General features: G+C 68.0%; 22 protein-coding genes. 9 read left to right on the top strand and 13 right to left on the bottom strand.

The window, feature by feature from the left end:
* Positions 1 to 386: 386 nt before the first annotated feature.
* Positions 387 to 1,004, bottom strand: coding sequence for a hypothetical protein (locus ACV4UZ_RS00680; RefSeq protein ID WP_491599037.1), 618 nt, complete (start codon positions 1,002 to 1,004; stop codon positions 387 to 389).
* A 128-nt stretch (positions 1,005 to 1,132) separates the two neighbouring features.
* Positions 1,133 to 1,984 (bottom strand): 23S rRNA (adenine(2030)-N(6))-methyltransferase RlmJ, encoded by an 852-nt coding sequence (locus tag ACV4UZ_RS00675; RefSeq protein ID WP_491599036.1) that lies wholly within the window; start codon positions 1,982 to 1,984, stop codon positions 1,133 to 1,135.
* A gap of 428 nt (positions 1,985 to 2,412) precedes the next feature.
* Here ACV4UZ_RS00675 and ACV4UZ_RS00670 point away from each other — a divergent pair, with 428 nt between their 5' ends.
* From ACV4UZ_RS00670 to ACV4UZ_RS00650, 5 genes are all read left to right on the top strand, one after another.
* Positions 2,413 to 2,937, top strand: coding sequence for a PAS domain-containing protein (locus tag ACV4UZ_RS00670; protein WP_491599035.1), 525 nt, complete (start codon positions 2,413 to 2,415; stop codon positions 2,935 to 2,937).
* The gene (locus ACV4UZ_RS00665; protein ID WP_491599034.1) at positions 2,915 to 4,225 is read left to right on the top strand and encodes a methyl-accepting chemotaxis protein; all 1,311 of its coding nucleotides are present in this window, start codon (positions 2,915 to 2,917) and stop codon (positions 4,223 to 4,225) included. Before ACV4UZ_RS00670 ends, ACV4UZ_RS00665 begins: the two co-directional genes overlap by 23 nt.
* 291 nt (positions 4,226 to 4,516) lie before the next feature.
* Positions 4,517 to 5,536, top strand: coding sequence for an aspartate-semialdehyde dehydrogenase (locus ACV4UZ_RS00660; RefSeq protein ID WP_491599033.1), 1,020 nt, complete (start codon positions 4,517 to 4,519; stop codon positions 5,534 to 5,536).
* Positions 5,537 to 5,689: 153 nt separating this feature from the next.
* Positions 5,690 to 6,508 carry an ABC transporter ATP-binding protein gene (locus ACV4UZ_RS00655; RefSeq protein ID WP_491599032.1) on the top strand — a complete coding sequence of 273 codons (819 nt, stop codon included), beginning with the start codon at positions 5,690 to 5,692 and terminating at the stop codon, positions 6,506 to 6,508.
* Entirely contained in the window at positions 6,508 to 7,401 is an 894-nt protein-coding gene (locus ACV4UZ_RS00650; RefSeq protein ID WP_491599031.1) for a hydrogen peroxide-inducible genes activator, read from the top strand. Before ACV4UZ_RS00655 ends, ACV4UZ_RS00650 begins: the two co-directional genes overlap by 1 nt.
* 487 nt (positions 7,402 to 7,888) lie before the next feature.
* Here ACV4UZ_RS00650 and ACV4UZ_RS00645 read toward each other — a convergent pair whose 3' ends face one another.
* The 7 genes from ACV4UZ_RS00645 to pip form a co-directional block, all read right to left on the bottom strand.
* On the bottom strand, positions 7,889 to 8,821 hold the full coding sequence (locus ACV4UZ_RS00645) for a ribose-phosphate pyrophosphokinase (RefSeq protein ID WP_491599030.1): 933 nt from the start codon (positions 8,819 to 8,821) through the stop codon (positions 7,889 to 7,891).
* Between the two features lie 101 nt (positions 8,822 to 8,922).
* Positions 8,923 to 9,738, bottom strand: coding sequence for a hypothetical protein (locus ACV4UZ_RS00640; RefSeq protein WP_491599029.1), 816 nt, complete (start codon positions 9,736 to 9,738; stop codon positions 8,923 to 8,925).
* Positions 9,735 to 10,505, bottom strand: a complete 771-nt coding sequence (gene pgeF, locus ACV4UZ_RS00635) for a peptidoglycan editing factor PgeF (protein ID WP_491599028.1) — start codon at positions 10,503 to 10,505, stop codon at positions 9,735 to 9,737. Before pgeF ends, ACV4UZ_RS00640 begins: the two co-directional genes overlap by 4 nt.
* A complete protein-coding gene (locus ACV4UZ_RS00630; RefSeq protein WP_491599027.1) occupies positions 10,506 to 11,579 on the bottom strand; it encodes a class I SAM-dependent methyltransferase in 1,074 nt (357 codons plus the stop codon).
* Positions 11,579 to 12,388 (bottom strand): prolipoprotein diacylglyceryl transferase, encoded by an 810-nt coding sequence (gene lgt, locus ACV4UZ_RS00625; RefSeq protein WP_491599026.1) that lies wholly within the window; start codon positions 12,386 to 12,388, stop codon positions 11,579 to 11,581. The genes ACV4UZ_RS00630 and lgt overlap by 1 nt, the downstream gene beginning before the upstream one ends.
* Positions 12,388 to 13,374 carry an ADP-glyceromanno-heptose 6-epimerase gene (rfaD, locus tag ACV4UZ_RS00620; protein ID WP_491599025.1) on the bottom strand — a complete coding sequence of 329 codons (987 nt, stop codon included), beginning with the start codon at positions 13,372 to 13,374 and terminating at the stop codon, positions 12,388 to 12,390. Before rfaD ends, lgt begins: the two co-directional genes overlap by 1 nt.
* Before the next feature lie 63 nt (positions 13,375 to 13,437).
* On the bottom strand, positions 13,438 to 14,382 hold the full coding sequence (pip, locus tag ACV4UZ_RS00615) for a prolyl aminopeptidase (RefSeq protein ID WP_491599024.1): 945 nt from the start codon (positions 14,380 to 14,382) through the stop codon (positions 13,438 to 13,440).
* Positions 14,383 to 14,476: 94 nt separating this feature from the next.
* Between pip and queA the strand changes: the two genes are divergently transcribed.
* The 4 genes from queA (at position 14,477) to ACV4UZ_RS00595 (ending at position 17,870) form a co-directional block, all read left to right on the top strand.
* Positions 14,477 to 15,511: a tRNA preQ1(34) S-adenosylmethionine ribosyltransferase-isomerase QueA gene (gene queA, locus ACV4UZ_RS00610; RefSeq protein ID WP_491599023.1), complete on the top strand. Its 1,035-nt coding sequence runs from the start codon at positions 14,477 to 14,479 to the stop codon at positions 15,509 to 15,511.
* Positions 15,512 to 15,637: 126 nt separating this feature from the next.
* Positions 15,638 to 16,765: a tRNA guanosine(34) transglycosylase Tgt gene (gene tgt, locus ACV4UZ_RS00605; protein ID WP_491599022.1), complete on the top strand. Its 1,128-nt coding sequence runs from the start codon at positions 15,638 to 15,640 to the stop codon at positions 16,763 to 16,765.
* 32 nt (positions 16,766 to 16,797) lie between these two features.
* Positions 16,798 to 17,307, top strand: a complete 510-nt coding sequence (locus ACV4UZ_RS00600; protein ID WP_491599021.1) for a hypothetical protein — start codon at positions 16,798 to 16,800, stop codon at positions 17,305 to 17,307.
* Positions 17,304 to 17,870: a methyltransferase family protein gene (locus tag ACV4UZ_RS00595; RefSeq protein ID WP_491599020.1), complete on the top strand. Its 567-nt coding sequence runs from the start codon at positions 17,304 to 17,306 to the stop codon at positions 17,868 to 17,870. The genes ACV4UZ_RS00600 and ACV4UZ_RS00595 overlap by 4 nt, the downstream gene beginning before the upstream one ends.
* Here ACV4UZ_RS00595 and ACV4UZ_RS00590 read toward each other — a convergent pair.
* The 4 genes from ACV4UZ_RS00590 to ACV4UZ_RS00575 form a co-directional block, all read right to left on the bottom strand.
* Positions 17,860 to 18,378: an invasion associated locus B family protein gene (locus tag ACV4UZ_RS00590; protein WP_491599019.1), complete on the bottom strand. Its 519-nt coding sequence runs from the start codon at positions 18,376 to 18,378 to the stop codon at positions 17,860 to 17,862. The genes ACV4UZ_RS00595 and ACV4UZ_RS00590 overlap by 11 nt on opposite strands.
* Positions 18,379 to 18,495: 117 nt before the next feature.
* Positions 18,496 to 19,521, bottom strand: coding sequence for an OmpA family protein (locus ACV4UZ_RS00585; protein ID WP_491599018.1), 1,026 nt, complete (start codon positions 19,519 to 19,521; stop codon positions 18,496 to 18,498).
* A gap of 135 nt (positions 19,522 to 19,656) precedes the next feature.
* Positions 19,657 to 20,451 carry a CDP-diacylglycerol--serine O-phosphatidyltransferase gene (gene pssA / locus ACV4UZ_RS00580; RefSeq protein WP_491599017.1) on the bottom strand — a complete coding sequence of 265 codons (795 nt, stop codon included), beginning with the start codon at positions 20,449 to 20,451 and terminating at the stop codon, positions 19,657 to 19,659.
* Positions 20,451 to 21,158 (bottom strand): phosphatidylserine decarboxylase, encoded by a 708-nt coding sequence (locus ACV4UZ_RS00575; protein WP_491599016.1) that lies wholly within the window; start codon positions 21,156 to 21,158, stop codon positions 20,451 to 20,453. The genes pssA and ACV4UZ_RS00575 overlap by 1 nt, the downstream gene beginning before the upstream one ends.
* Between the last annotated feature and the right edge of the window lie 39 nt (positions 21,159 to 21,197).

Below are 21,197 nucleotides of genomic sequence, written 5' to 3'. Positions count from 1 at the left end.
CCACCAAGACACCAAGGACACCAAGAGGACATTCCAGGTGCGTCATGCCCGGACTTGTTCCGGGCATCCACGCCCATCCGCAGGGACTATTGCTTCATGAGGCATTCCAGCGGATCCGCGTGGATGGCCGGAACGATGCCCGGCCATGACGGTGAGGTTGGGCGGGGCGATCCGCTCCGTCCTCTTGGTGTCTTGGTGGTTGAAGAGGCTTTTCCGTATCCCCATTCCGGTGGAGCCATCTCAAACCAAGCCTGGGCAAGGCAAGAGACCAGCGCTGGCCGAAGTAAACCGGACGGAAGTGGGCTTGACCCGGCCATCCAGACCCCCGGATCAAGTCCGGGGGTGACGGCGAAGGGAATGCCATTCAACTTAAGTTGGACAGACCGCTAAAAGCGATAGCCCAGGCCGGCGCCGACCATCAGGCCGGTTTCGGGTGCTTCGGTGCCGCTGGCCCGGTTGGCGCCGGCCATGCCGCCGACGCTGAACGACGGGCTGACCTGATGGGTCAGGCTGAGCGACATGTTGAGGTCGTTGCCGATGCCGCGATAGGGGTCGGCCAGGGTCAGGGCCGGATGCTGGGAATTGGGGCTGATGCGGCTCCAGTCGGTGCGGTTGACGCCCAGGCTGACGGCGGCCCTGCTGTCGTTGCCCCACGAGGCCGACAGGCTGGCGCCGCTGGTGACGCCGTCGCTGCGCAGGGACGAACTCAGCTGGGCGGAACCGTTGCCATAGGCGACATAGCCACCCACCGCCAGGGGGCTGCCGGGCTGGCCGAAGGGCAGGGGCGAGCCGCTGGGGGACGACATCGCGCCGGCCGACAGTTTTCCGGCCGAGACCAGGGGCAGGCGGGTTTCGCCCGGGCCGGCGGCGGGGGCGTCCGAACGGATCGCGCCGCCGCCGGGAACCAGCCGGGCGGCGGGGGCCAGTTCCGCCGAATCCGCCGCTGCCGCCACCCAGAGGGGCAGCGCCAGGATGGCGGAGAGGATCGGGCGGGCGCAAGTCATGGTCTGAATCGGAAAAGGTGTATCGCTTCGGAAAGATATAGGGCCGGACCGGGGCGAGGGGAAGGCCCTGGCGACGGCTTCGGCACTGATTTTCCAGGAGTGTTGCAGTTTTGCACTGCAGCATCGGGTCACGGCCCGATGGACGTCTCGGCGATCAGCTGGCGGATGTCCCATGCGCCGGTTCCCGGGGCCATCAGGCCGGTCAGCCAGGGCAGGACCCGCTCCAGGGTCTCCCGCAGCCGCCAGGGGGGATTGATGACCAGCAGGCCGCTGCCGTTGAGCTTGAACGGATCGGTGGCGGGGCGCAGCAGCATTTCCACCGCCATGGCTTCCGGTCCGCCCTGGTCGATGACGGCCTGGAGGAAGCCGTCCACCGGCTCGCGCCCCTTGATGGGGTACCAGACCATGTAGATGCCGGTGGGCCACAGCTTGCGGGCGCGGCGCAGCGCCGCCAGCAGACGGTCGAACTCGTTCTTCACCTCGAAGGGCGGGTCCATCAGCACCAGGCCGCGCCGCTCGGCCGGCGGCAGCAGGCCCTTGGCGGCGGTGTAGCCGTCCAGGTGGTGGACTCCCACCCGGCGGTCGCCGTGGAAACGGGCGTGCAGCGTCTCGAAATCCTCGGGGTGCAGTTCCACCAGGGCCATGCGGTCCTGGGGCCGCATCAGGCCCCGCGCCAGCTCGGGCGAGCCGGGATAGCGGCGCAGCGCCCCGCCGGCGTTCCACGAGCGGACAACCGCCAGATAGGGCTCCAGATCGGCGGGCGGGGCGGGGGCGTCCAGAACGCGCGCGATGCCGTTCAGGTATTCTCCGGTCCTGTCGGCCTGGGGGGCTTCCAGGTCGTAGGCACCGATGCCGGCATGGGTATCCAGAACGAAGAACGGCGTTTCCTTGCGCTTCAAGGCGGCGATGGCCAGGGCGAGGGTGGCGTGTTTCATCACGTCGGCGAAGTTTCCGGCATGATAGGCGTGGCGGTAGTTCATTCCGGCTCTCGCGGCTCAGTCCTTCTGGCGGGGCGAGCATAGGGCGGCGCCGCCCGTCTGCAAGGGGAAAGAACGGGCTGTTCCGCTAAAATTAAAACTATTAAAAATAAAGACTGACGAGTGGCTTTGCTTTAGGGGCGGCAGGGCTGAATCCATTCCAATGGAATAAGTGGTAGGACCAACCAATGGGATAGGGGTTTTTCCCAAGAGAAGCGGAAAGCTCCCATTGATGCCGTGTTGACCTGTCGAGTTCACATGGCGGATAGTCCATGTATCTCCAGTAGACGACACATTTTGATACATCCTTCTTCATCTTTTCCCAAGAGTTATGGTGTAAAGTCCATTCCGCTATAGCCTCTGGAATAGGGGTTGGATTGGTCGGGCTTGGGCGGGTAGCTACCCGCTTGCTGCTAATGCGGGGAAACGTCATGTCGCGTCCTGGTGTTCACTTGTCCGGGGTCGAGCGCACGTTCGGCGCGGACGAGATCATCGTCAGCAAGACCGATACCAAGGGGCGGATCATCTACGCCAACGAGGTTTTCCTGCGGCTGGCGGGATTTTCCGAGAGCGAGATCCTCAATCAGCCGCACAGCATCATCCGCCATCCCGACATGCCGCGCTGCGTCTTCAAGCTGTTGTGGGACACCATCGAGGCGGGCAAGGAAATCTTCGCCTACGTGAAGAACCGCTCGAAGAACGGCGACCATTACTGGGTGCTGGCCCACGTGACCCCCACCTTCGACCAAGCCGGCAGGATCGTCAGCTACCATTCCAACCGCCGCTCGCCGCGGCGCGAGGCGGTGGCCAAGGCCGAGGCGCTCTACAAGGAACTGCTCGCCATCGAGAACGGCCACGCCGACCGCAAGGCCGGCATGGAGGCGGCCTTCCAGGCCGTGGTCGCCAAACTGCAAGGCGCGGGAGTGCCCTACGATGAATTCGTCTTCTCTCTCTAGGGCCCTGGCCGCCGCCGTCCTGGCCGCGGCGCTGTGCGGCGTGGGCGCGGTGATCGCCGCCACCCGCGGCGCGCTGCTCGACGCGGGGGCCATGGCGCTGGCGTCGCTGGGCGCCCTGGCCGCGCTGTTCTACATCAATCGGGCGCGCCGCAGCATCCATCGGGCCTGCGCGGTCCTGGCCGAGGCCGGGGGCGGCCGCCTGGACGTGCGCATCGTCGGCATCCGCGAGGGTGGCGTGCTCGGCCAGCTGGACAAGTCGGTCAACCGTCTCCTCGACCTGACCGAGGTGTTCACCAAGGAAGCCGACGCCGCCATGGCGCTGACCTCCGAGGGCCGCTATTTCCGCCACATCCTCACCGACGGCCTGGTGGGCGAGTTCGCCGACCATGCCCGCCTGATCAACAAGGCGCTGTCCGAGATGGAAAAGCGCGCCAAGGCCTTCAGCGCCGAGGCCACCGGCGTCGGCAACACCATCAAGCACGTCACCGGCGTGGTGGCCGCCACCGCCACCGAGCTGGAAGCCACCGCCAAGCAGATGTCGGACATCGCGTCGCAGACCAGCGAGCAATCCACCCGGGTGGCCGGCGCGGCCGAGGACGCCTATACCCATGTGGAGGCGGTGGCCGCCGCCGCCGAACAGGTGTCGTCGGGTATCCGCGACGTGGCCGAGCGCATTCAGAACTCGGCCCGCATGGCCCAGGAGACGGTGCGGGTCGCCACCGAGACGGACGAGGCCATCAACGGCCTCAACGCCGCCGCCCAGAAGATCGGCGAGGTGGTCAACCTGATCACCGAGATCGCCAGCCAGACCAACCTGCTGGCCTTGAACGCCACCATCGAGGCGGCCCGCGCCGGCGAGGCGGGAAAAGGCTTCGCCGTCGTCGCCAACGAGGTCAAGCATCTGGCCAACCAGACGGCGCGCGCCACCGACGAGATTTCCAGCCAGATCGACGGCATGCGCCAGGCCACCGGCCAGGCGGTGGGAGCGGTGCGCAACATCGCCGGCAAGATCCGCGAGATCAACGACAACGCCACCGGCATCGCCGCCACCACCGAGCAGCAGAGCGCGGCGGTGGCCGAGATGAGCCGCTCCATCCGCACCGTCGCCGCCGACGTGCAGACGGTGGCCGACACCATCGGCGAAGTGGCCTCCACCGCCGGCACCGCCACCGACGCCGCCGGCCAGGTGCTGATCGCCGCCGGCGATCTGGCCAGCCGCACGGTCAGCATGAACGACGACATCGACGCCTTCGTCTCGCGGGTGTGCTCGGGGATCAAGGGGGCGTAGGGGGGCAGGCAATTCCTTTCCCCTTGCGTGGCGGATCGGCTTCCGCTAATCCTACGCTTCCGATGGAGGAAACCATGCTCGTCTGCTTGTCCAAGGCAAACGCGTTCCGCGTCCGGGGCTTCGCCTCGGCGGCGGCCTTCGTCACTACCAAAACCGGCACCACCAAGACCGCTTGAGCGGGCCGGTTCGTCACGATTGCACGAAAAAGGCCCGCGGAAAGCTTCCCGCGGGCCTTTTCGCATCCCGAGAAGCGCCAGGGAACCAAGGGCTTCGGAAAACGGAGAGGACAAGATGGGTTACAAGGTTGCTGTGATCGGCGCTACCGGCAATGTGGGCCGGGCGATGCTTCAAATCCTGGCGGATCGCAAGTTCCCGGCGGACGAGGTAGTGGCCCTGGCGTCCGAGCGCTCGGTCGGCCGCGAGGTCTCGTTCGGCGACGACAAGATTCTGAAGTGCAAGGACCTGGCCACCTTCGACTTCAAGGGCATCGACATCGCCCTGTCGTCGCCGGGCGCCAAGGTCTCGGCCATCCATTCCCCCCGCGCCGCCGCGGCCGGGGCCGTGGTGATCGACAACACGTCCCATTTCCGCATGGAGCCCGACGTGCCGCTGGTGGTGCCCGAGGTCAACCCGGAAGCCATCGCCCAGTACAAGAAGCGCGGCATCATCGCCAACCCCAACTGCTCGACCATCCAGATGGTGGTGGCGCTGAAGCCGCTGCACAAGCTGGGCAAGATCAAGCGCGTGGTGGTCTCCACCTACCAGTCGGTGTCGGGCGCCGGCAAGGAAGGCATGGACGAGCTTTACGACCAGACCAAGGGCGTGCTGGTCCACGACGCGGTCAAGCCGCAGAAGTTCGCCAAGCAGATCGCCTTCAACCTGATTCCCCAGATCGACGTCTTCATGGAGGACGGCTCGACCAAGGAAGAGTGGAAGATGGTGGTGGAAACCCACAAGATCCTCGATCCCGACATCGCCGTCAACGCCACCTGCGTGCGCGTGCCGGTGTTCGTCAGCCATTCGGAATCCATCAACGTGGAGTTCGAGCGTCCGGTCAGCGTCGAGGAGGCCACCAAGGCGCTCGCCAAGGCCGAGGGCGTGGTGGTGCTCGACACCCGCGAGCCCGGCGGCTACATCACGCCGCTCGAGACCGCCGGCGAGGACCCGGTCTATGTCAGCCGCATCCGCAAGGACCCCACCGTCAAGAACGGTCTGTCCTTCTGGTGCGTCGCCGACAACCTCAGGAAGGGCGCGGCCTTGAATGCCGTGCAGATCGCCGAGGTGCTGATCCGCGACTACCTGAAGAAGTAGGTCTTTCACTTTCGTCATCGCCGGGCTTGACCCGGCGATCCATGGATGCCCGGATCAAGTCCGGGCATGACGAGAAAGTGGGACTCGAAACGAGCGGCCACCCCAACCGGGGTGGCCGTTTGCTTTTGGGGGCAGGCGGTCTATCCTGTCTCCATGAGCGATCCGACGACCGAGCCGGTGGAAATCCGCATCGAGGGCCTGACCAAGGCGTTCGACGGCCATCAGGTGCTGCGCGGCGTCGATCTCGACATCCAGTCCGGCGCCTTCGTGGCGGTGGTGGGAGGGTCGGGCTGCGGCAAGAGCGTGCTGCTCAACCACATCCTCGGCCTGATGCAGCCCGATGGCGGCCGCGTGATGGTGGCCGATCCCGAGCGAACCGACGGCGCCCTGCTCGACCTCGCCGCCCTGGATGCCGACCGCATGGCCGACATCCACGTTCACTGGGGCGTGGTGTTCCAGCGCAACGCCCTGTTCTCGGGCACGGTGCTGGACAATATCGGCCTGTGGCTGGAAGAGGTCGGCCATATGGGCCGGGGCGACATCGAGCGGGTGGCGCGCCGCGTGCTGGCGGCGGTGGGCCTGCCCGGCAGCCCCGACTTCCTGGAGGGAAGGGTGGAATCCCTGTCGGGCGGCATGGCCAAGCGCATCGCCATCGCACGCGCCTTGGCCATGGAGCCCCGCTGCATGTTCTTCGACGAGCCCACCACCGGCCTGGACCCGGTCACCGCCTCGCAGATTCAGGATCTGCTGGCCTCGACCCATGTGGACGAAAGCGACGGGCGGGCGCGCACCACCATCGTCGTGACTCACGACAAGGACCTTCTGTACCGGCTGCGGCCCCGGGTGGTGATGCTGCACGAGGGCAGGGTATCGTTCGACGGGCCGTTCGAGACGTTCGAGGCCTCGGATTCTCCCATCATCCGCCCCTATTTCGAACTGATGCCGGTGCTGCACCAGCGGGATCACGGCTGATGCCGGTCTATCTGCCCACCCTCAGGCAGTTGCGGTATCTGGTCGCCCTGGACGATCACCGTCATTTCGGGCGGGCGGCCGAATCCTGCCTCGCCACCCAGAGCACGCTCTCGGCCGGCCTGCAGGAGCTGGAAAGCCTGCTGGGCGTCACCCTGGTGGAGCGCACCAAGCGCAAGGTGCTGATGACACCCCTGGGCGAGGAGGTGGCGGCACGGGCGCGTGATTTGCTGCGTGGCGCCGAGGATATCGCCGATCTGGCCCGTGCCCACGGCAGGCCCCTGTGCGGCCGCCTGCGCCTGGGGGTGATTCCCACCATCGCGCCGTTCCTGCTGCCCCGCGTCCTGCCCGGGCTGCGCCGCCAGTATCCCGAGCTGAAGCTGGCGCTGCGCGAGGATCTGACGGCGCGGTTGCTGGAGCGTCTGGCCGGCGGCGACCTGGACGTGGCGGTGCTCGCCCTGCCCTACGACGCGCCCGAGATGGAGATGGAGGCGCTGTTCACCGATCCCTTCGTGCTGGCCTGTCCGCCCGGCCATCCCCTGGCGGCACGGGACAGCGTCGGCGGCGCCGATCTGGCGAACGCCGACCTGCTGCTGCTCGAGGAGGGACATTGCCTGCGCGACCATGCCCTGGCCGCCTGCTCCCTGCCGGCGCCCAGGCGGGGCGAGGGCATGCTCGGCACCTCGCTGGGCACCCTGGTGCAGATGGTGGCGACCGGAATGGGGGTGACCCTGCTGCCCCGGCTGGCGGTGGAGGCGGGTATCCTGGCGGGGACCGATCTGGTCACCCGGCCGCTCTCCGGCGGCGGTGCCCGCCTGCTGGGTCTGGCCTGGCGCAAGTCCAGCCCCAGGAAGGACGAATTCCGCCTGTTGGGCAAGGCGCTGTTCGGGGAGTAAGCATCTCCGCCGTCATGCCCGGACTTGATCCGCGTATCCACGCAGAGGCCGCAAGGTCGGCGTCTTGTGTGACGGAAAGGCATGGATGCCCGGATCAAGGCCACTGCTGTCCGCTCCAATTTCCTGGGTGCTGGCGGACGGTTTTTTTCACCACCAAGACACCAAGGACACCAAGAGGATATTTCAGGTGCGTCGTGCCCGGACTTGTTCCGGGCATCCACGCCCATCCGCAGGGACTATTGTTTCATGAGGCATTCCAGCGGATCCGCGTGGATGGCCGGGACGATGCCCGGCCATGACGGTGAGGTTGGGCGGGGCGGTCAGCTCTGTCCTCTTGGTGTCCTTGGTGTCTTGGTGGTTGAAGAGGCTTTTCCGTATCCCCATTCCGGTGGAGCCATCTCAAACCAAGCCTGGGCAAGGCAAGAGACCAGTGCGGGCCGAATTGAACCGGACACCCTCGGATCAAGTCCGGGCATGACGAGGAAAGTTAGTCGAACAGGCTGGACACCGAGCGCTCCTCGCTGATGCGCGAGATGGACTCGGCCATCAGGGGGGCGATGGTGACCTGGCGGATGTTGCGGGCCATCTTCACCGCCTCGGTGGCGGGGATGGAATCGGTGATCACCAGCTCTTCCAGCGGCGAGCCGGTGACGCGGGCCACCGCGCCGCCCGACAGCACGCCATGGGTGACGAAGGCGGCCACCGACACGGCTCCGGCCTTCATCAGCGCCTCGGCGGCGTTGCACAGCGTGCCGGCGGAATCGACGATGTCGTCCACCATGATGCAGCGGCGGCCGCGCACGTCGCCGATGATGTTCATCACCTCGGACACGCCGGCGCGCTCGCGCCGCTTGTCGATGATGGCGAGGTCGGCGTCGATGCGGCTGGCGATGGCGCGGGCGCGCACCACGCCGCCCACGTCGGGCGACACCACCATGACGTCGTCGCCCTGGTAGCGGGCGCGGATGTCGTTGGTGAACACCGGGGCGGCGTAGAGGTTGTCCAGCGGAATGTCGAAGAAGCCCTGGATCTGGCCGGAGTGGAGGTCCAGCGTCACCACGCGGTCGGCTCCGGCGGTGGTGATCAGGTTGGCCACCAGCTTGGCCGAGATGGGCGAGCGGGGCGACGACTTGCGGTCCTGGCGGGCATAGCCGAAATAGGGGATCACCGCCGTGATGCGCCGGGCCGATCCGCGGCGCAGGGCGTCCAGGGTGACCAGCAGCTCCATCAGGTTGTCGTTGGCGGGATAGGAGGTGGACTGGATGACGAAGACGTCCTCGCCACGCACGTTCTCGTGAATTTCGACGAACACCTCGTTGTCCGAGAACCGGCGGATCACCGCCTTGGTGATGGACATGGTGAGATACTCGGCGATCGCTTCCGCGAGAGGCCGGTTGCTGTTGCAGGCGAGGATTTTCATGATGGATACCGCCGGGTTAGCGCGCCGCTGCGCTCCGTGAAACCGGCACCCGTATAACAGCCGGATACCCGTCCTGTAAACTGGTGCCTATGACCGGCCCCTCATTTCTGTGGTATGGCGGCTATGATATCGGCGATACCCTCCGCCCCGCCGGCGGCGATATCGCCCGCCAGCGCGCCCCAGGGTCCGGACAGCCGGCCCTTGGGCAGGGCGCCCTGCTGGGCGGCCTTGCCCAGTTCCTCGCCGGTGCGGGCGTCGCTCACCACCCAGGTGACGTCCAGGATCTCCTCGCCGGGGCGGCCCGGCACCACGGCGACGCGGCCGCTCACCACCAGTTCGGCCCCGGGCCCGGCCAGTTTCATGCCCAGGCGTTGCAGGGCGATGCCCAGCGCCTTGGGCAGGGCGGTATCCCCGTCGCCCGGCAGCCCGCCCAGCGGTTCGACGCGGACCAATGGCACGCGTGGCGGAGTGGCGGCATTCTCGGCCGATTCGCCGTGCAGGGCGCCCGCGTAGCGCGCCACCACCTCGTCGGCCAGACGGTCGATGCTGGCGGGGCCGGCCTTGTCCCAGACGGCGGCGGGCAGGGTCTGGGCGAACTCGGCCGGGGCCTCGCCATCGGGGGCGATCAGGCGCCAGCGCAAGGTCTTGGTGGCGACCGAGGTCTCGGTCCCGGCGGCCAGCACCCAGCTGCCGCTGGCGGCACTGCGCATGGAGGCGGGAATCTCCAGGTCCATCAGGCGCTTGACGATGGCCCGGGCCAGGGCGTGGGCGCTGGGATCATCGCCTGGCGGGCGCACCACCACGCCGCGGGGGCCCGGCGGAGCCACCGCCGCGTTGACGCCGTCATGGCGGAAGGGCTGGGGCAGATCGCCGCAGGCGGCGACGAGCAGGAAAAGCAGGACGGAAAGAAGCCTCATCGGTCCAGCATGATCACCGAGAGCTGGCGGCCGTAATCGGCCTCGCCCCGCAGCGTGGCGCGGCGATAGCTGAAGAAGCGGGCCTCGTCGCGCAGGGTGTCGGCGGGCACGCGGGTCACCTCGTGGACGCCGAGGCGGGACAGCTTGCGCGAGATGTAGCCCGGCAGGTCGAACAGGTGATGGCCGGGCCTGACCGGCGAGGGCGCGAAGAAATCGGCGTTCTCGCTCGCCTCGGCCAGGAAGGGGGCGGGAAATTCCGGCCCGACCTCGTAATTGCGGTGGCCGATGCACGGCCCGATGGCGGCGACGATCTTGGGCTTTCTGGCGCCCAACTCCGTCATGGCGGCGACGGTGTTCTCCAGCACGTTGCCGAGCGCGCCCTTCCAGCCGGCATGGGCGGCGCCGATGATCCCCGACTTGCCGTCGGCGAACAGCACCGGCGCGCAATCGGCGGTGAGGATGCCGAGCGCGATGCCGGGCCGGTCGGTGACCATGGCGTCGGCCTTGGGGGCCTTGCCCGGCTCCCACGCCTCCCTGACCGTCACCACGTCGCTGGAATGGGTCTGGTAGAGGGTGACCAGCGCCTCCTCCGGCAGGTCCAGCAGCGCCATGGCGCGGCGGCGGTTCTCCCGCACCGCTTCGGGCTTGTCGCTGGATCCCGGGCCGCAATTGAGGGAGGCGTAAAGGCCTTCGGACACGCCGCCTTCGCGGGTGAAGAAGCCGTGGCGGATGCGGACGAACTCGTTCAGGGCCGACAAGGTGATCATTCAGGCGGGTTCCAGGCCGGGAGGGACGGGCAGAAGGGGCGCGGCGAGCGCCAGGACCTTGAACAGGGTGCCCATTTCACCGGGATCGATCAAGCGCCGTGCGCCGCGCGCCAGTTCGGCGGCCTGCTCCAGGGTGGCGTTGGCCATCAGCATGCGGGTCCGTTCCTCGATGCCCAGGCCGGCCAGGAAGCGGCCCTGGGACACCGGACCATGGACCTTGGCAAGGCCGGAGGCGGCCTCGGCCAGGGCCTGGAAATCCACGTGGGCGGTGATGTCGGCATGGCCCGGCTGGGACAGGATCGGGTGATGCTTGTGCGCCTTCAGCGCCTGGAGCGAGTCGCCGGCGGCGCTGGTCGCGTAGCCGTAATCGATGATCAGGGCGGCGCCGCCCTGATGGGCCAGCCGCCGGGCGATGGCGCGGGCCAGGTCGCGGCCCATGGGGCAGATTTCGGCCAGGGAACCGTCGGGGGCGGCCAGCACGGCGGGGGCCAGCGGCGGCTCCGGCACGATGGGGCCGAGGATGAAGGTGAAGGCCCCGGATTCGTCCAGTCCCACCATCCGCTCGTGCCATCGGCCCTCGGCCTTTTCCAGCTGGCGGATGGGCAGGGCGTCGAACAGTTCGTTGGCCACCATGAGCAGCGGCCCGTCGGGCAGATCCTCGAAGCGTGAGTGCCAGGTGACGTTCCGTCCGGCCAGGGTCTGGCGCTGGCGGTTGGCCAGTGCCGGGCTGGTCTCCACCAGATGGACCTCCAGCGCGCGCGCGAAGGGCGGCAGGGCGGACGCCGCGCGCAGCAGATCGGCCATCAGGGTGCCGCGCCCCGGCCCCATCTCGGCCAGCACCACCCGATCGGGCGCCCCCATGCTCTGCCAGACCAGGGCGCACCACAGGCCGATCAGCTCGCCGAACATCTGGCTGACTTCCGGCGCGGTGATGAAGTCGCCCGCCATGCCGAACGGGTCGCGGCCCATGTAATAGCCGTGCTCGGGATGGCCCAAGGCTTCGGCCATGAATTCGGATACCGGAATCGGCCCGGACTGGCGGATGCGGTCGGTGATGAGCCGGGTAAGGCTCATCAGGCGGCCTTCGGCCCGCGCCGCCAGGCCCAGGCCAGCATGGCCAGGCCGACCAGCACCTGGGGAATGGACAGCAGCTGGCCCATGGTGGCGCCCCCCCACAGGAAGCCCAGATGGGCGTCGGGCTGGCGGAAGAACTCGGCGGTGATGCGGCCCAGCCCGTAGCCGGCCAGGAACACGCCCGACAGGGCGCCGGCCCGGTGACGGATGTCGGTCAGCTTCCACAGGGCGAACATCACCAGGAACAGCAGCGCGCCCTCCAGCCCGGCCTCGTAGAGCTGGCTGGGGTGGCGCGGCAGCGGACCGCCGCCGGGAAAGACCATGGCCCAGGCGGCATCGGGAGCGACGCGGCCGAACAGCTCGCCGTTGACGAAATTGGCGATGCGCCCGAAGAACAGGCCGATGGGCACGGCGCAGCAGATGACGTCGCCCACCTGGAACAGGTTGCGCTTGCGGAACTTGGAAAAGGCGATGATGCCGATGATCACGCCCAGCGCGCCGCCGTGGAACGACATGCCGCCCTGCCAGACCATGGGAATCTCCAGCGGGTTCTGCAGGTAGTGGAGCGGCTTGTAGAACAGCACGTAGCCCAGCCGTCCGCCCAGCACCACGCCCATGGTGGCCCAGACCAGGAAGTCGTCCACCTCCACCTCGGTCATGGCATGGGGCGGGCGCGCCACCAGGAACTTGACGTAGCGCCAGCCCAGCATCAGTCCGGCGATGTAGGCCAGGGCGTACCAGCGGATGGCGAAGGGGCCGAGCTGGAGCGCGATGGGGTCGATATGGGGATAGGCCAGGGCGAAGGTCATCAGCGGTAGGCATCCCCGGAGGCGAGGAAGCGCTTCACGTACATCTCGACGCCGTCCTCCAGCGAGGTGAAGGGCTTGGTATAGCCGGCGCGGTGCAGGCGCTCCATCCTGGCCTGGGTGAAGTACTGGTACTTGTCCCTGATCTCGATGGGGGTATCGCGGAACTTGATCTGCGGCTCGCGGCCCACGGCGCGGTAGACGGCGGTGGCGAGGTCGAGGAACGAGCGCGCTTTTCCGGTGCCCACGTTGAACAGGCCGCTGACCTTGGGGTTCTCGATCAGCCACATGATCACGTCCACCACGTCGCCCACCCAGATGAAGTCGCGCAACTGGCCACCGTCCGGGTACTTGGGATTGTGGGACTTGAACAGCTGGTAGGCGGCGTCCTTCTCGGCATGGGGATAGACCTGGGCCACCACGCTCTGCTGGCCGCCCTTGTGGTACTCGTTGGGGCCGTAGACGTTGAAGAACTTGAGGCCCGCCCATTGCGGCGGCTTGCGCGAGCCGGCCCACACCTTGCGCGCCACCCGGCGGTCGAACAGGTGCTTGGACCAGCCGTAGGCGTTCAGGGGCCGCAGGCGGGCCAGATGCTCCATGGAGCCGTCGTCGTCGAATCCTTGGGTGCCGTCGCCGTAGGTGGCGGCCGAGGAGGCGTAGATGAAGCGCACGTTGTGCTGGGCGCACCACTTCCACAGCGCCAGGGACAGCGAGAAGTTGTTGGCGAGGATCTTGTCGGCGTCGGTCTCGGTGGTGGCCGAGATGGCGCCCATGTGGATCACCATCTCCATGTGCTTGGCGTTGGCTTCCAGGAAGTCGAAGATCTGCTCGGGGTGGACGATGTCGGCCAGTTCGCGCTTGGCGATGTTGTGCCACTTGGTGCCCGAGCGCAGGCGGTCGCATACCACCAGCTTGCCCGCGCCCCGCTCCTCGAGGGCCGCCAGGATGTTGGAACCGATGAAGCCGGCTCCGCCGGTGACGAGGATCATGGGGCGCTCCGCGACTGGGATTTGTCCGCGACTCTTATAGGCCGGGACGCAAGACCCCGCAAGTTACCGTCTGACCTTCATCTTCATGCGCTCGACGGCGTCGACCAGGCCGGCGCGGGTGCCGGGCTCCATGGCCGAATGGCCGGAATCGGGGATCAGGCGCAATTCGCACGTTCCACCCCAGGCCCGGGCCAGGTCGTCGGCCGAGTTGGGCGGACAGACCATGTCGTAGCGGCCCTGGATGATGATGGCCGGCAGGTGGCGGATGCGGTGGAGATCATCCAGCAGCTGGTTGGGGCGCAGGAAGCCGCCATGGGCCATGTAATGGGCCTCCAGGCGGGCCAGCGCCAGGGTGGAGGGGCCGTCGCCCGTTCCGTTCTCGTCGCGGGGCAGCAGGCGGGCGCAGGCCTCCTCATACGCACACCACTGCCGCGCGGCGGGCATGTGGACCAGGGGGTCGGGATGATTGAGCCGCCTGAGATAGGAGGACAGCGGGTGGTCGCGCTCGGCCTCCGGCAGGAAGGAGATGAACTGGCGCCGCGCCTCGGGGAAGAAATGGCCCATGCCGGTCATGAACCACTCGATTTCCGACGGCCGGCACAGGAAGATCCCGCGCATGACGAAGCCGGTGCAGCGCTCTGGGTAGGTCTCGCCATAGGCCAGCGCCAGGGTGCTGCCCCACGAGCCGCCGAACAGCAGCCAGCGATCGACGCCCAGGTGGTGGCGCAGCGCTTCCATGTCGGCCACCAGATGGGGCGTGGTATTGGCCTCCACCGAGGCGACGGGGCGCGACCGGCCGCTGCCCCGCTGGTCGAACAGCACGATGCGCCAGAACGAGGGGTCGAAGAAGCGGCGATAGGTGGGGGCGGTTCCCGCCCCCGGTCCGCCATGGACGAAGACCACCACCGGGCCGTCGGGATTGCCCGACACCTCCCAGTAAAGGCTGTGGCCGTCCCCTGCGGCCAGCATGCCCGAGGCGTGGGATTCGAACGGGGCGAACAACTCCATGAAGTCTCCTCTTCTTCCTGTTTCCAATATGGCATGCGCCACGCTCGCCTGCGAGAGCTTGACGGTGGTATGGGCAAAGCCTAAACCCGCCTTCATGAAAGTGGACGATTTCGACTTCGACCTGCCGCGCGAGATGATCGCCGAGCGCCCCGCCAGCCCCAGGGATTCGGCGCGCCTGCTGCACGTGCCCGCCTCGGGCGGGCTGGCCGATCTCGGCATCCGCGACCTGCCGTCGCTGCTTTCGCCCGGTGACGTCCTGGTGTTCAACGACACCAGGGTGATTCCCGCCCGCCTGTTCGGCAAGCGTGGGCTGGCTGGGGTCGAGGTGACGCTGCACCAGCGCACCGGCCTGGCCCAATGGAAGGCCTTCGCCCGCCCGGCCAAGAAGCTGCGGCCCGGCGACCGGGTGGATTTCGCCGAAGGATTCTTCGCGACCGTCACTGAGAAGGGCGAGGCGGGCGAGGTGACCCTGGACTTCGACCGCTCGGGCGAGGATCTGATGGCGGCGCTGGAAGCCCATGGCCGCCTGCCGCTGCCCCCCTATATCCGCCAGGGCGAGGCCGACGAGCGCGACCGGGACGACTACCAGACCGTCTTCGCCCGCGAGAGGGGAGCGGTGGCCGCCCCCACCGCCGGCCTGCATTTCACGCCGGAATTGCTGGCGGCGCTGGACGCGCGCGGCATCCGCCGCGTCACCGTCACCCTGCATGTGGGGGCGGGGACCTTCCTGCCGGTCAAGGTGGACGACACCGACGACCACCGCATGCATCAGGAGATCGGCGTGGTGACGCAAGAGGCCGCCGCCGCCATCAACGCGGCCAAGGCGGCGGGCGGGCGGGTGGTGGCGGTGGGCACCACGTCGGCCCGCCTGCTGGAAAGCGCCGCCGATCCCCTGGGCACGCTTCGGCCCTTCGACGGGGCCACCGACATCTTCATCACGCCCGGCCACGCCTTCCGGCTGGTGGACGTGCTGCTCACCAATTTCCACCTGCCGCGCTCCACCCTGTTCATGCTGGTCTCGGCCCTTTGCGGCCTCCCCCGCATGAAGGCGGCCTACGAGCATGCCAAGGCGGCCGGCTACCGCTTCTACTCCTACGGCGATTGCTGCCTGCTGGAGAGAAATACGTGATCGTTTGCTCCGTCATGCGCGGGCTTGACCCGCGTATCCACGTGTGTCCGTCTGGCATCGCGTCGCCGGCAAGACGTGGATGGCCGGAACAAGTCCGGCCATGACGATAAAAGTTGAGAGCGCCCCATGACCGAATTCTCCTTCGAACTCCTGGCCACCGATGGCGCCGCCCGGCGGGGCCGCGTCTATACCGCCCATGGTCCCATCGACACCCCGGCCTTCATGCCGGTGGGCACGGCGGGCACGGTGAAGGCCATGCTGCCCGAATCCGTGGCGGCGACCGGCGCCCAGATCGTGCTGGGCAACACCTATCACCTGATGCTGCGGCCCGGGGCCGAGCGGGTGGCGCGCCTGGGCGGCCTGCACAAGTTCATGAACTGGCCGGGGCCGATTCTGACCGATTCCGGCGGCTTCCAGGTGATGAGCCTGGCCAAGCTGCGCAAGATGGATGCGGACGGCGTCACCTTCCAGTCCCACCACGACGGGTCGAAGCATCGCCTCACTCCGGAAAGCTCCATGGAGATTCAGCGCCTGCTGGATGCCGACATCACCATGGCCTTCGACGAATGCACGCCCTTTCCCGCCACCCATGAACAGGCGGAAGAGAGCATGCGTCTGTCCATGCGTTGGGCGCGCCGGTCCAAGGAGGCCTTCGTGGCGCGGCAGGGCTACGGCCTGTTCGGCATCGTCCAGGGCGGCATCTACCCCGATTTGCGAGCCGAATCCGCCAAGGCCCTGCTGGAGATCGGCTTCGAGGGCTATGCCGTGGGCGGGCTGGCGGTGGGCGAAGGCCAGGAGGCCATGTTCGCCACCCTGGACGTCACCACGCCCCTGCTGCCCGCCGACAAGCCCCGCTACCTGATGGGAGTGGGCAAGCCTTCGGACATCATCGGCGCGGTGGGGCGCGGCATCGACATGTTCGACTGCGTCATGCCGACGCGTTCGGGCCGCACCGCCCAGGCCTTCACCCGGCGCGGCACGGTCAACCTCAGGAATGCCCGCCACCAGGATGATCCCCGGCCGCTGGAGGAGGGCTGTCCCTGTCCGGCCTGCCGCGACCACAGCCGGGCCTATCTCCACCACCTGATCCGCTCGGAAGAGATCCTGGGTCCCATGCTGCTGACCTGGCACAACATCCAGGCCTATCAGAGCCTGATGGCCGGCTTGCGCTCGGCCATCGCCGAGGGGAGGTTCGCCCAGTTCGCGGCCGAAGCGGCGGCACTGGAAGCCCAAGGGGATATCGAGGCATTATAGGGGACCGCCACCGTCACTCGCCCGAGGGTTCCATGCTCGACGATACCGACGGTCTTCCTCTCGACCTGCCCGATTCCGCTCAGGCGGCGCTGAAGCAGGCCGGCCTTCTCTGGCACGACCAAGCCGCCGCCGAAGCCAAGGTGCTGGAGGCGCTGGCGCTTGCCCCCGACGCCCTGGCGGCCCGCATCGGCGCCTACAAGTTCTATTTCTACCGCCATCGCCTGGACGAGGCCCTGCCCCACGCCCGCTCCTGCGTCGCCTTCGCCCTGGCGGCGCTGGGGCTGGGGGAGGATTGGCGGCGGGTCAGGCCCGGCGACGCCGCCTTCGTCGGCACCGCCGTCACCCTGGCGCCCTTGCCCAAGCTGCTGATGCAGACCCTGATCGCCACCGGCTACGTCCTGGCCCGCCTGGGGCGGATCGAGGAGGCCGAGGCCCATCTCTCCAAGGTGGTGGAACTGGATTCCGGCGACCGGCTGGGGGCGGCCCGGCTGCTGGCGGTGGTGCGCCGGGGGGGCATCGAGGAGGAGGACGAGCCGGCATGAGCGGCCATCTCGCCTATCTGCTGGCCTGGATCGCCTTCGGCCTGTCCCACAGCGGGCTGGCCGGACGTCGCCTCGCCGGGCGATGGTCGCGGATTGTATACAATGGCATCGCCGTCGCCGCCTTCCTGGCGGTGGGAGGCGTTGGGGCCTTGGCGCTGGGATCCGAGCCCGCCTTCGATCTACCCGTCTGGGCAAGGCTGGGACTGGGGGCGGTGCATCTGGCCGGCTGGGCGGTGATGCTGTTTTCCGCCCGCTATTACGACCTGGGAAGACTGGGGGGATTGAGCCAATTGCGCCATCCCGACCAGCCCGAGGACGAGGCCCTGCGCCGGGATGGCCCCCACGCCTGGGTCCGCCATCCCCTTTATGCCGGAGCCTTCCTGATCCTGTGGGGCGCGGCGCTGTCGCCCCTGGGCCTCGCCACGGCGGTCTGGGGAAGCCTCTATCTGCTGATCGGCACCTATTGCGAGGAACACCGCCTGCTGGCCCGCTACGGCGAGGCCTATGCCGCTTATCGGGCCAGGGTGCCGGCATTCTTTCCGTGGCGGCGGCCTACCGCTTGATGCCGCAGGCCTTGTCGGCGGCGGACAGCGCGTCGGAGAAGCCCGACAGCGGGAAGGCGGCGGCGACTTCGGCGCCCTTGGCCGGGCTGGCGTGCAGGATGGCTTCCTTGCCCTTGCGCAGCGAGGCGACGATGGCCGCGTCGGCCTTGGCGTCGGTGGCCCAGGCGCGGTCGCCCTTGGTGAACAGCGAGTGCTTCATGGCGCCCACCTGCAGTTCGACGTTGGAATCCTTCTTGAAGCCGTAGACGCCGTTAATGCTGACCTCGTCGCTGCTCTTGGCGGCGGGGCGATGGGTGACGATCAGGTAGGTGGTGGTGGGCTTGCCCTTCTCGCCGCCGGTGACCTTGCCGGCGGTGGCGGCCAGATAGCAGGTGGCGGCCTTGCCCTCGGTGTAGGAGAAGGCCTCCCACTCGCCGAACTTGCCCAGGCGCTTGGTGTTGTCGGCGGCGAGGGCCGCGCCGGTGGACGTGAGCAGGGCGGCGGCGATGACGAGCGAACGGGCGATCATGGGCAGGAATCCTCGACTGGCATCTGGAATCTTAATAGCCGCCAAAGGCGGGGATGGGAATCGAAAAGGGCCCGACCTTGCGGCCGAGCCCTTCCCGGATTGTCTCGACGCCGCCGATTAGGGCAGGACGATCTCCACGCGGCGGTTCTGCGGCTCGCGCACGCCATCGGGGGTGGGGACCATGGGCGAGGACTTGCCCTTGGCGACCACGATGATCTGGCTGGCCGGGATGCCCAGCTGCTCCAGCTGAGCCTTGACGGCGGCACCGCGCTTCTCGGACAGGGCCTGGTTGTACTTGGCGCTGCCCGACAGGTCGGTGTGAGCGGACAGGTCGATGCGGGCGGCACCGGCGGTCTTGGCGGCGCTGGCGGCCTGCTGCAGGACGCGGGCGGCCTCGGGGGTGATGGCGGCCTTGTCGAAGTCGAAGAACACGATGTAGTTCTTCTGCACCTGGGCCATGGGCTTGGGCGCCGGGGCCGGAGCCGGGGCGGCGACCGGGGCCGGAGCCGGGGCGGGAGCGGCCTTGGGCGCGTTGAACTTGTAGACGAAGCCCAGCAGCACGCCGTGGTCGCGGTACTCGGAGTCCAGCTTGGTGCCGGCGGTGGCCTTGGTCTCGTAGTCCAGGGTGGCGAAGTAGCGGTACTGGGCCTTCAAGCCGATATTGTCGGTGAGGTCGTAGCCGACGCCGGCGAAGCCCTGATAGGCGAACTGCCAGTCGCTGCCGTTATAGGCATCGGCACCGTTCTTCTTGACCTTGCCGTTGTCCAGGTAGGCGGCGCCGATACCCAGGCCGACGAAGGGATGCCACTTGGACTGGGGCAGGAATTCGTAGACGCCGTTGATCATGGGAGCCAGCGCGGTGGTGCTGCCGCTGCCCGACGCGCCGCCGACCTTGTCGATACCGCTGTCGCGGTAGGACAGCTCGCCTTCCACGCGCCACTGGCCGAAGCCGTAGCCCACCAGGCCCTGGGTCAGCCAGCCCACCTCGGACTCGGACTTGAGGCCGGCGACGCCGCTGTTCTTGGAATCCTGCAGGAACTGGGCGCCGGCATCGAGGCCGACATACCACTGGGCCTGGGCGGCCACCGGGGCCAAGGTGCCGGCGACGATCGCGGCGGCGAGGAGGGACTTGAGGCTGCGCATGGTTTTTACCTTCCCGTAGGGGTGCGAGGCGTTGTGAATCTGCCCCCATATGTACAGCCCGGGGCTGTGAGCGGCAAGGAGGGGTCGCCGCGCCGCAGCACGATCCTCGCTCCCTGTTGCGCAAAAGCCACAGTGTTACGCCGGAGGGGGCGCCGGTTCGTCGGGTGGCGCGGTCTCCGCCTGGGCCTTGAGGCGGGCGAACGAGCGCAGGCTGAGCGGAATCATGCCGAGATAAAGCGTGCCCAGCACGGACAGGGTCAGCCACGGCTCGGTGACCAGGAAGGCGGCGGCCAGGCCGATGACCAGCAGGATGGGCAGCACCCATTTGTGGGGCACCCGCACCTTCTTGAACGAGAAGGTCGGGATCTTGCTGACCATCAGGAACGACACGCCCATCAGGAACACCGCCACCACGGCCGGCTGGTCGAAGAAGCCGCCGCCGAACTGGATGGTGAACACCAGCGGCATCAGCACCAGCCCGGCCGCCGCCGGGGCGGGGACGCCGGTGAAGAAGTTGTAGGCGTAGGGCGGCAGGTCGGGCTCGCCGATCATGGTGTTGAAGCGGGCCAGACGCAGGGCGCAGCACACCGAGAACAGCAGCACCAGGGCCCAGCCATAGGCCCCGGCCCCCTGCATGGTCCAGAAATACAGCACCATGGCCGGCGCCACGCCGAAGCTGACGAAGTCGGACAGCGAATCCAGCTCGGCGCCGAACTTGGAGGTGCCCTGCAGCAGGCGGGCCACGCGGCCGTCGAGGCCGTCCAGGATGGCGGCCAGCACGGTGGACATCACCGCCTCCTTCCACATGCCGTGGACGGCGAAGCGAATGGCGGTCAGCCCGGCGCACAGCGCCAGCAGCGTCAGGATGTTGGGGATCAGCTTGTTGATCGACAACCCTCGGATGCGGGGCGGGCGCTTGGGGCGGAACATCAGCGGACTTCCCCCTGACGGGCACCTTCCGTCGAGTCCAGGTCGGCCAGCACGGTCTCGCCGGCGATGATGGATTGCCCCAGGCTGACCAGCGGCGCCACGCCGTCGGGCAGATAGACATCGACGCGCGAGCCGAAGCGGATCAGGCCGAAGCGCTGTCCGGCGCGGACCTGCTGGCCTTCCTTCAGGTCGCACTTGATGCGGCGCGCCACCAGGCCGGCGATCTGCACGAAGGCGATCTCGCGGCCGTCGGCGCGGCTCATGCGGACGCTCATGCGCTCGTTGTCGGCGCTGGCCTTGTCCAGCGAGGCGTCCAGGAACTTGCCGGGACGGTACGAGCACTTGACGATGGTGCCGTCCACCGGGCAGCGGTTGATGTGGACCGAGAACACGCTCATGAACACCGAGATGCGCATGCGCGGCTCGGTCCCCATCTCCAGTTCGGGCGGCGGGGCGACCATGCCCACCATCTGCACCACGCCGTCGGCCGGGCTGATCACCAGGCCGTCGCGGGTGGGGGTGACGCGGTCGGGGTCGCGGAAGAACCAGGCGCACCAGCAGGTCAGCAGCGCGCCCACCCAGCCCAGCGGTCCCCAGATCTGGCCCAGCAGCAGGGCTCCCAGCGCGAACAGGCCGACGAAGGGCCATCCCTCGCGGTTGATGGGGAACCAGAGATACTTGGTCAAGGAAATCTGCTGAGCCTGCACGCGTCACCTCCGAATGACCGCCCCCTCCATAGGTCGGGG

It is taken from the genome of Paramagnetospirillum sp. (assembly GCF_058402745.1).
The sequence above is the reverse complement of the archived record's forward strand: the minus strand, read 5'-3'. Positions and strand labels throughout refer to the sequence as shown.